Origin of the sequence: Catenulispora pinistramenti, from assembly GCF_018274385.1 — a bacterium.
Taxonomy (GTDB): domain Bacteria; phylum Actinomycetota; class Actinomycetes; order Streptomycetales; family Catenulisporaceae; genus Catenulispora; species Catenulispora pinistramenti.
Genome location: NZ_JAAFYZ010000037.1, coordinates 52,515 through 61,169 on the forward strand (window position 1 = coordinate 52,515; position 8,655 = coordinate 61,169).

The 8,655-nt window shown below is 71.6% G+C and carries 7 protein-coding genes; 4 read left to right on the forward strand and 3 right to left on the reverse strand.

Features of this window, described 5'->3' with window-relative positions; translation table 11 throughout:
* The first annotated feature begins 15 nt into the window (after nucleotides 1-15).
* From purS to KGQ19_RS13720, 4 genes are all read left to right on the forward strand, one after another.
* Nucleotides 16-312, forward strand: coding sequence for a phosphoribosylformylglycinamidine synthase subunit PurS (gene purS, locus KGQ19_RS13705; RefSeq protein ID WP_230418602.1), 297 nt, complete (start codon nucleotides 16-18; stop codon nucleotides 310-312).
* Complete coding sequence (purQ, locus tag KGQ19_RS13710; protein ID WP_212009497.1) at nucleotides 312-1,016, forward strand: phosphoribosylformylglycinamidine synthase subunit PurQ; 705 nt, start codon at nucleotides 312-314, stop codon at nucleotides 1,014-1,016. The genes purS and purQ overlap by 1 nt, the downstream gene beginning before the upstream one ends.
* A complete protein-coding gene (gene purL / locus KGQ19_RS13715; RefSeq protein WP_212009498.1) occupies nucleotides 1,013-3,394 on the forward strand; it encodes a phosphoribosylformylglycinamidine synthase subunit PurL in 2,382 nt (793 codons plus the stop codon). The genes purQ and purL overlap by 4 nt, the downstream gene beginning before the upstream one ends.
* Before the next feature lie 166 nt (nucleotides 3,395-3,560).
* Nucleotides 3,561-6,158 carry a cell wall-binding repeat-containing protein gene (locus KGQ19_RS13720; protein ID WP_212009499.1) on the forward strand — a complete coding sequence of 866 codons (2,598 nt, stop codon included), beginning with the start codon at nucleotides 3,561-3,563 and terminating at the stop codon, nucleotides 6,156-6,158.
* A gap of 208 nt (nucleotides 6,159-6,366) precedes the next feature.
* Here KGQ19_RS13720 and KGQ19_RS13725 read toward each other — a convergent pair whose 3' ends face one another.
* From KGQ19_RS13725 to KGQ19_RS13735, 3 genes are read right to left on the reverse strand one after another with little or no spacing between them, the layout of a single operon-like run.
* Nucleotides 6,367-7,161, reverse strand: a complete 795-nt coding sequence (locus tag KGQ19_RS13725) for a HEAT repeat domain-containing protein (RefSeq protein ID WP_212009500.1) — start codon at nucleotides 7,159-7,161, stop codon at nucleotides 6,367-6,369.
* A gap of 29 nt (nucleotides 7,162-7,190) precedes the next feature.
* Nucleotides 7,191-8,114 (reverse strand): NlpC/P60 family protein, encoded by a 924-nt coding sequence (locus tag KGQ19_RS13730; protein ID WP_212009501.1) that lies wholly within the window; start codon nucleotides 8,112-8,114, stop codon nucleotides 7,191-7,193.
* On the reverse strand, nucleotides 8,111-8,473 hold the full coding sequence (locus KGQ19_RS13735; protein ID WP_212009502.1) for a hypothetical protein: 363 nt from the start codon (nucleotides 8,471-8,473) through the stop codon (nucleotides 8,111-8,113). The genes KGQ19_RS13730 and KGQ19_RS13735 overlap by 4 nt, the downstream gene beginning before the upstream one ends.
* Nucleotides 8,474-8,655: the final 182 nt, after the last annotated feature.

Consider the following 8,655-nt stretch of genomic DNA (forward strand, 5'->3'; position numbering starts at 1 on the left):
GCCGGCGCTGAAGCAATGGGAGTACCTGTGGCCCGCGTCCTCGTCGACGTCATGCTCAAGCCCGAGATCCTCGACCCCCAGGGCCAGGCGGTGCAGCGCGCACTTCCTCGAATGGGCTTCGACTCCGTCACCAACGTCCGCCAGGGCAAGCGCTTCGAGCTGGAGCTCGCGGACGCCGATCCGGCCACCCTGCGGGCCACCGCCGAGCAGATGGCCGAGAAGCTGCTCGCCAACACCGTCATCGAGGACTTCAAGGTCACGGTGCTCCCGGCCGACGCCGGCGACACCGACAACCGGGCCGAGAGCGCCTGATGCCCGCCCGCATCGGCGTCGTCACCTTCCCCGGCACCCTGGACGACCAGCAGGCGCTGCGCGCCGCCGCGGCGGTCGGGGCCGAGCCGGTGGCGCTCTGGCACAAGGACAGGGACCTGCACCAGGTGGACGCGGTCGTGCTCCCGGGCGGGTTCTCCTACGGCGACTACCTGCGCGCCGGGGCCATCGCCCGGTTCTCTCCGGTGATGGACACGATCATCGACGCGGCCCGCGGCGGCCTGCCGGTCCTGGGCATCTGCAACGGCTTCCAGGTGCTGTGCGAGGCGCACCTGCTGGAAGGCGCGATGATCCGCAACGGCGACCTGCACTTCATCAACCGCGACGTCGCCCTGCGGATCGAGAACAACCGCACGGCGTGGACCTCGGACTACGAGGCCGGGGCGCAGGCGGTCATCCCGATCAAGAACGTGGACGGCCGCTTCGTCGCCGACGAGCGCACGCTCGACGCGCTGGAGGCCGAGGGCCGGGTGCTGGCCCGCTACCTGGCCAACCCGAACGGCGCCGCGCGGGACATCGCCGGGATCACGAACGCCGCCGGGAACGTGGTCGGCCTGATGCCGCACCCCGAGTACGCCATCGACGAGCTGACCGGCCCCGCTGGGTTCATCGAGAATCGCAGGGTCCCGGGCACCGACGGCCTGCCGTTCTTCACCTCGATCCTCAAGAGCTTGGTTTCCGCATGAGTACCGGTCACGTCTCCGACCAGCCTTTCGACACCACCTCGGTGTTCGAGGACACCGCGGTCGCGTTCGACACCGTCGCCAAGGCCGCCGCGACGCCGGAAGCGAAGCAGCCGTACCGCGAACTCGGCATGACCGAGGACGAGTACCTGCGCGTCCGCGAGATCCTGGGCCGCCGCCCCAGCTCCTCGGAGCTGGCGATGTACTCGGTCATGTGGTCCGAGCACTGCTCCTACAAGTCCTCCCGGGTACACCTGAAGCAGTTCGGCGAGAAGGCCCCGAAGACCGCCGCGCTGCTGGTCGGCCCGGGCGAGAACGCCGGTGTCGTGGACGTCGGCGAGGGCCTGGCCGTCACCTTCAAGGTGGAGTCGCACAATCACCCCTCCTATGTCGAGCCGTACCAGGGCGCGGCGACCGGGGTCGGCGGCATCGTGCGCGACATCCTCACCATGGGCGCGCGGCCGATCGCGGTCATGGACCCGCTGCGGTTCGGTCCGGCCGAGGCCCCCGACACCGCGCGGGTGCTGCCCGGCGTGGTGGCCGGGGTCGGCGGCTACGGCAACTGCCTGGGCGTGCCGAACATCGGCGGCGAGATCGTCTTCGACCCCTGCTACCTGGGCAACCCGCTGGTGAACGCGCTGTGTGTGGGCGTCATGCGGGCCGACGAGATCAAGCTGGCCAAGGCCCCGGGGCCCGGCAACCAGGTGATCCTGTTCGGCGCCCGCACCGGCGGCGACGGCATCGGCGGCGCCTCGGTGCTGGCCAGTGCCACCTTCGACGAGGACGGCCCGGCCAAGCGGCCCAGCGTCCAGGTCGGCGACCCGTTCATGGAGAAGGTGCTCATCGAGTGCTGCCTGGAGATCTTCGCGGCCGACCTGGTCGTGGGCATCCAGGACCTGGGCGCGGCCGGGCTCACCTGCTCCACCACCGAGCTGGCCGCGGCCGGCACCGGCGGGATGGACGTGTGGCTGGACCGGGCTCCGCTGCGCGACTCGACGCTGACCCCTGAGGAAGTCCTCATGTCGGAGTCGCAGGAGCGGATGATGGCCGTGGTCGAGCCGGCCAAGGTCGAGGCCTTCCTGGCGGTCTGCGAGAAGTGGGACGTCACCGCCACCGCGCTCGGCGAGGTCACCGATACCGGCCGGCTGCGCATGTGGTGGCACGGCGAGGTCATCGTGGACGTGCCGCCGCGCACCCTGGCCCACGAGGGCCCGGTGTACAACCGGCCGTTCGCGCGGCCGGAGTGGCAGGACGCGCTCCAGGCCGACGTGCCGACCGCGGCCCGGCTGCGGCGGCCGGCGAGCGCCGACGAGCTGCGCGAGACCCTGGTGAACCTGGTCGGCTCGCCGAACCTGGCCGACAAGACCTGGGCCCTGGAGCAGTACGACCACCGGGTCCAGGGCAACACGGTCCTCGGCCACGGCGAGGACTCCGGCATGGTGCGGCTGGACGCGGCGCTGCCGGGCACCTCGCTCGGCGTCGCGCTGTCCACCGACGGCAACGGCCGGTTCGCCAAGCTCGACCCCTACGCCGGCGCGCAGCTGGCGCTGGCCGAGGCCTACCGCAACGTGGCCGCCACCGGCGCCCGGCCGCTGGCCGTCACCGACTGCCTGAACTTCGGCTCGCCGGAGGACCCGGACGTCATGTGGCAGTTCGCCGAGGCCTGTCGCGGCCTGGCCGACGCCTGCCTGGAGCTGGGGACCCCGGTCACCGGCGGCAACGTGTCGTTCTACAACCAGACCGGCGAGGTGAACATCCACCCGACCCCGGTGGTCGGCGTCCTCGGCGTGATCGACGACGTCGACCGCCGCACCCGCAGCGCTTTCGAGCGCGAGGGCGAGATCCTGCTGCTGCTCGGCGACACCCGCGACGAGTTCGGCGGCTCGGAATGGGCGCACGAGGTCCACGGCCACCTCGGCGGCCTGCCCCCGCGCCTGGACCTGCACCGCGAGAAGGTCCTCGGCGAGGTCCTGATCGCCGGCTCCCGCGACGGCATGCTCTCCGCCGCGCACGACCTGTCCGACGGCGGCCTGGCCCAGGCGGTCGTCGAGAGCTGCCTGCGCGGCGGCCACGGCGCCCGCCTGGTCCTGCCGGAGACGGACGCGGACGGGAACCCGCTGGACCCGTTCGTCGCGCTGTTCGCCGAGTCGGCGGGGCGCGCGGTGGTCGCGGTGCCGCGCAGCGAGGAACTGCGGTTCACGGACATGTGCGTGGCGCGCGGTTTGCCCGTGGCGCGGGTCGGCGTCGTGGACGGCACAGTGCTCTCGGGTGAGGCGGTGCTGGAGGTGCAGGGGCAATTCACGGTGCCGCTGACGGAGCTGCGGACGGCGCACGAGGGGCCGTTCCGGAAGCTGTTCGGGCACTCGGTGGTCGACGCCTGATGATCGGTACCTGATGACAGCTGCCTGACGGTAGACGTCTGACGTAGCAAAATACGCTAAGGGACCCCTGCTCAGCAGGGGTCCCTTAGCTATACCGTTCGATCTCTCATCTCGTCATTCTCACCCTGGGGAGGGTGCGCCTATGCGCGCGCAGAGATTGTCGGTCATGGCTGTGGGGGCCTTGGCTGTTTTGGGGGCGGTTCCTTACACAGCGGTATCGGCTCAGGCCGCCACGTCCACGGCGTCCACGGCCGCGCCGACCGCGTCGTCTCCGGCGACGACGCCGGAGCCCGCGACGGAGCTGATCGTCGAAGGTCAGCCGGGTGACATGGTCACCAACGGATTCACCGGTGTGGAGACGGGCTCGGCGTACGCCCTGCAGTCCTATGCCAACAATGACAACGCGGCATGGGTCCCGCCGGTGTCCAATCTCAGCTTCCAGTCGATCCACAACGGCGACCTCAACGACCCGACCTCGTTCGGGTTCGCGTTCAACATGCCCACCGGGCAGCAGTGGGCCGTCGGGCAGACGTACACGAACACCGAGGGGATCGTCTACGGCGGCGGCACCCAGCCCTGGTTCTTCTTCAGCCAGTTCAACACCGGACCCTGCGGCCGGCCCTCGAGCGTCATCGGGGCCGAAGACGACAAGGGCACCGTCAAGATCGACGATCTGACCTGGACCAACGGCGTCAACAGCCAGATCGCGTCGATGGAGGTGGAGTTCACCCAGTCCTGCCACGGCGGCCCGGTGACCCGCGGCCTGTTCCGCTACAACGAGACCGGCCCGCTCCCGCCCGGCGCACCGACCGGCCAGCCGCTGCCGGCCGGACAGGGCACCGTCGCGCCGCTGACCTTCCGGCGCGGCACGTCGATCATCTCCGCGCCGACCGGGGCGGTGGACGGCCCGCGGCTGGCGACGGTCTCCTCGGCCGCCGAGGGCGCCACCACCTGGAACCCGCTCGGCACGCGCCTGCTCTACAGCTCCGATCCGGGCCTGTCCACGGTGCACCCGGACGGCAGCGGCGCCGCGCCGCTGACCGAGCCGCCCGGCGTCGCCACCAAGGACACCCAGCCGGTGGAGACCTGGGACGGGTCCGTCGTGGTCTTCGTCCAGGGCGACGGCGGCGCCGTGGCGAACCTGGTCTCGGAGAACACCGACGGGACCACGGCCGGGGACGCCTACCGCCTGCCGACCGGCGCGGCCTGTCAGCAGGAGCACTTCCCGAGCTTCGGCGCCGACGGATCGCTGATCTACGAGTGCGACAGTGGCGGCGCGCAGTCGGTCTACCACCTCGGCTCCTCCGGCGCGGCCCAGCTCATCCCGAACGCGTCGCAGCCCGCCTCCTCCAACGACGGCACGAAGATCGCCTTCGTGCGGCCGGACGGCAGCGGGGTCCCGCAGGTCTTCACCGCGAACGCCGACGGCAGCGGGATCACCCAGGTCTCGCACGACCCGAACGGCGCGAGCAAGCCGGCCTGGTCCGGCGACGGGAAGTACCTGGCCTACGCCAACGAGGCCTTCCACGAGATCCTGGAGATCCCCTCGGCCGGCGGCGCCCCGGTCGGCAGCATCCCCGACGCCGACGACCCCGACTTCACCCCGCCGGTCGTCGACTCGAACGTGGTCCGGCAGGCCGGAGCCGACCGGATCGGCACCGCCATCGCGGCCTCGCAGCTGAACTTCGCCGGCCACGGCGCCGCCGACCGGCTGCGCGCGCAGGCCGGGGCCGTCGTGCTGGCCCGCAGCGACACCTTCGCCGACGCGCTCGGCGGCTCGGCGCTGGCCGTCCACGCGAACGCCCCGCTGCTGATCACCGGCTCGGCCGGCCTCAATCCGGCGGTCAAGACCGAGATCGGCCGCGTGCTGGCCCCCGGCGGGACCGTCTATCTGCTCGGCGGGCCGCAGGCGCTGTCCCCGGCGGTGGCCGCGGCGCTGTCCCGCTACCACGTGGTCCGGCTGGCCGGCGACACCCGCTACGGCACGGCGGTGGCCATCGCCAAGCAGATCAACCCGCACCCGACCACGGTGATGATCGCGACCGGGGCGGTGTTCCCGGACGCGCTGGCCGCCGGCGCCACCGGCCAGCCGGTGCTGCTGACCGACGGCGCGACGATGCCGAAGGAGACCCTGGACTACCTGAAGAACCTGAACCCGAACCCCTCGGCCGGCGGTACCGAACTGGTCACCGTCGGCGGGCCGGGAGACGCGGCGCTGATCTCGGCGTACAAGGCGGACAAGATGCCGTCCTGGCCCGCCCAGATCTTCCGCCGCAAGCTGGCCGGCGCCGACCGGTACTCCACCGCCCTGCTGGTCGCGCAGACCTACTTCAGCAGCGACCTCGACGCCGCTCTGGCGACCGGCAGCACCTGGCCGGACGCACTGTCCGGCGGCGCGATGATCGGCCACCGCGGCGGCCCGCTGCTGCTCACCGCACCCACCGGCATCAGCCCGGCGGTACTGGCGTACCTGCGCGGCCAGTCGGCGAGCCTGTACGACCTGTTCCTGATGGGCGGCCCGGCAGCACTGCCGAACGCGATCGGACAGCAGGCCGCGACGGTGATCGGCCTGCCCGGCCACGTGCGGGTGGGCGGCGCCTTCGCGGCGCCCGGTGAGATCGCTTCGGGGGCGAAGGACGACGCGTCCGGTGCTCCGAAGACCGGGGTGAAGAGCGCGCCGAAGGCCGGGGCCGGGGCGAAGGCCGGTGGGGCCGGGCAGACGGCGCATGCCGGTGACCTGTCCCCCGTCTCGCGCGAGGGCTGAGCATACGGGGTTAGCTGCGCCCGTGGAGTGATTCAGAGCAGGAGTAACAGCACAGGGCCGGTCCGGGATTCCGGGCCGGCCCTGTGGGCAGTCACGACGTCGCTGGGAGACGGGCACGACGGGCAGTTACAAGGCGCGCAAGCCGTTGAAGGCGTGAGGCGTTCGTCGCCCAAGCCGGTGGTCCGGCGCAGATGATTGAGGCTGACCTCTAGGCCGCGTCGTCCTCGTCCGCCCCGGCGGCCTCGCGTACCTCTTCGACAGGGTCGCTGCGGAGCCTTTCCAAGAGCTCTGCAGCGGCCCTCCTGTTGAAGCCGGAGAGGGCATAGGCGAGTGCTTTGCGGACGGCCGGGTCCGGGTGGTCGGCCAGATGGGCGACCCGGAACACGTCGCTCTGCTGGCGGCCGTGAAGCTCGTCCAGGAGCTCGACGATCGCCGCGCCTTCTTGTGCGGTGCGCAGCTTCTCCATGACTTCCTGGCGAGGCCGGATGTGGCTCCGGTCGAAGTCCTGGGACTTGTCCCGGATTCTGGAGATCCGATACTCGCCTCGGGCCATGCACGCCGGGCACGGGCAGGGGCGGCGGCCATGCGCGGTCGGCGTGTAGCGCCAGCCGACAGGACGGTTCAGCGACCTGATGCGGCGGATCTCCTGGGCATCGACTCCGCGCCGGAGGAAGACCTCATAGCCGCGCATCGCCTCGGGCGAGAGAGACAGGAAGCGCGCTACTGCCTGTGCGGCGGTCACTTCTTGGGGGACGGCGCCGTAATAGCCCACGGTCACTGCAGTGTCGTCCGGTATCCGGAAGTGGACGGCGACCAGGCGTGGCGACTGCCAGCGCTTGATCTCGCGGGACCACTGGTAGGTCAGCGTGTAGTCCCCTAGGAGGGGCGTGCAGTAGACGCCGGGGCGCGGGTCGTCACTGCGGGAGCGGCTGACCGGGGAAAGCCCGGAGCGGCGGATGCGCGCCGCGTTCTTCTCCGGGGTCAGATGTACGAACCAGGCCATAGGCGTCCACGGTAGGCGCACGGTGCTGATCAGTCACCCGCATTGTTGTTGCGGTAGGGCTCGTACACGCCGAACCCGCTGTAGTACGGGTACGGGATCACGTGGTGCAGCGTCCCCTGCGGGCACAGCTCGTAGCCGACGTAGGAGTTGTGCGCGTAGTCGGCCCAGCGGTCGAAGATGATGACGTGGCCGGTGGCGACGTCGGTGTTCAGCAGGACGTCGCCGGGGCGCAGGTCTTCTTTGGCGATGCGGTGCGCCACCTGGGGCATGACCGAGGTGACCAGGGAGTCGCGCAGGCCCCAGCACATGGAGACGTAGCCCGCGCAGTCGGTGCGGTAGCCCTCGTGCCAGACGTGCTGGTTGTAGGGGACGCGTTGGGCGACCCAGTGTTCGGCGCGGGCGATGATCTGGCGGCGCAGGCGGCTCAGGGTGCCGAGGGCGGTTTCGGAGAGGTCCTGGGGTTGGGCGGTCGCGGGGTGCCAGAGGCCCGAGCTGCCAGGGGCAGGGGCGTGGGCCTCGGGGCTGGCCGGGCCCGGAACAATACCTTCGTAGGAACCATTGGCACCATCGGCACCGGCCGGAGCGCCGAACAGCGGCGTCGAAGGCCCGGGGTCGTGGCCGCCCATGGGGACCTGACCCGGGGAGTGGATCGGCGGCACGGCCGCATGGACCGTCGCGTCCGCCTGCTCGTAGGTCGCCTGCGTCCGCCGGATCCGCGCCGCGTCGTCGACCAGTTCCCGCACCAGCCGGTCGGTCGCCGACTCCAGCGCCGCCAGGCCCGAGGACTCGGCGGCCAGCTGCGGATCCGCGGTGGCGGCCTCGACGACGTGCCGCAACGTCGTGCTGACCTCGGCCAGTTCGCGGGCGAAGCCGTCCCAGGCGGAGGCCAGCCACTCGAATTCCGGTCCGAGCGCGTAGAAGCTGGCGCCCGCCGCTTCCTTCTCGGTGCTCACCGCGCCAACCCCGGCGCGACCGGCTCGCCGACGTCGGTCTGGCTGCCGTGCGCGGGCCCCGCGTCCGGTCTCGCCTGCGCTGGCGGCTGGGCCGCGACGGCTGCCCCGACCGCCGCCGTAGCCGCCGCGTGCACCCGCTCGGCCGAGGCCCGCAGCGCCACCGCCAGCTGCAGGCACTCCCGCGAGCGCTCCGCGGCTCGCGCCCGGAACCGCTCCGCGGCCCGGCCGGACCAGGTCACCTGGGAGGTGGCCCGGACGATCGCGGCGGACAACTGGTCCATCCGGCGTGCCTGGGCGTCGATCGCGCCGGCCAGGGCCGGGCGTTCGGGGGTCGGGGCGGGGGTCTGGGCGGTGATCACGGTGACAGCACGGTAGTCGCGAATCAGGCAGATCACCGCAACTCGCGACACTGTTCACCGGAACGGATGAGTTTGTCGGGAGGGGCCGCGCGGCACCGATCCGTGGACGTCAGAACATGTCCTCCGCGTGCCAAAGCACCCGGATTGGCCCTCCCCGGCCGTCTGGGCGCTCCGCTATATTC

Excerpts from the sequence above, each read along its gene's own strand:
- purS (WP_230418602.1), top strand. The coding sequence starts at position 16 with ATGGGAGTACCTGTGGCCCGCGTCCTCGTCGACGTCATGCTCAAGCCC.
- purQ (WP_212009497.1), top strand. The coding sequence starts at position 312 with ATGCCCGCCCGCATCGGCGTCGTCACCTTCCCCGGCACCCTGGACGAC.
- purL (WP_212009498.1), top strand. The coding sequence starts at position 1,013 with ATGAGTACCGGTCACGTCTCCGACCAGCCTTTCGACACCACCTCGGTG.
- KGQ19_RS13720 (WP_212009499.1), top strand. The coding sequence starts at position 3,561 with ATGGCTGTGGGGGCCTTGGCTGTTTTGGGGGCGGTTCCTTACACAGCG.
- KGQ19_RS13725 (WP_212009500.1), bottom strand. The coding sequence starts at position 7,161 with ATGGCCTGGTTCGTACATCTGACCCCGGAGAAGAACGCGGCGCGCATC.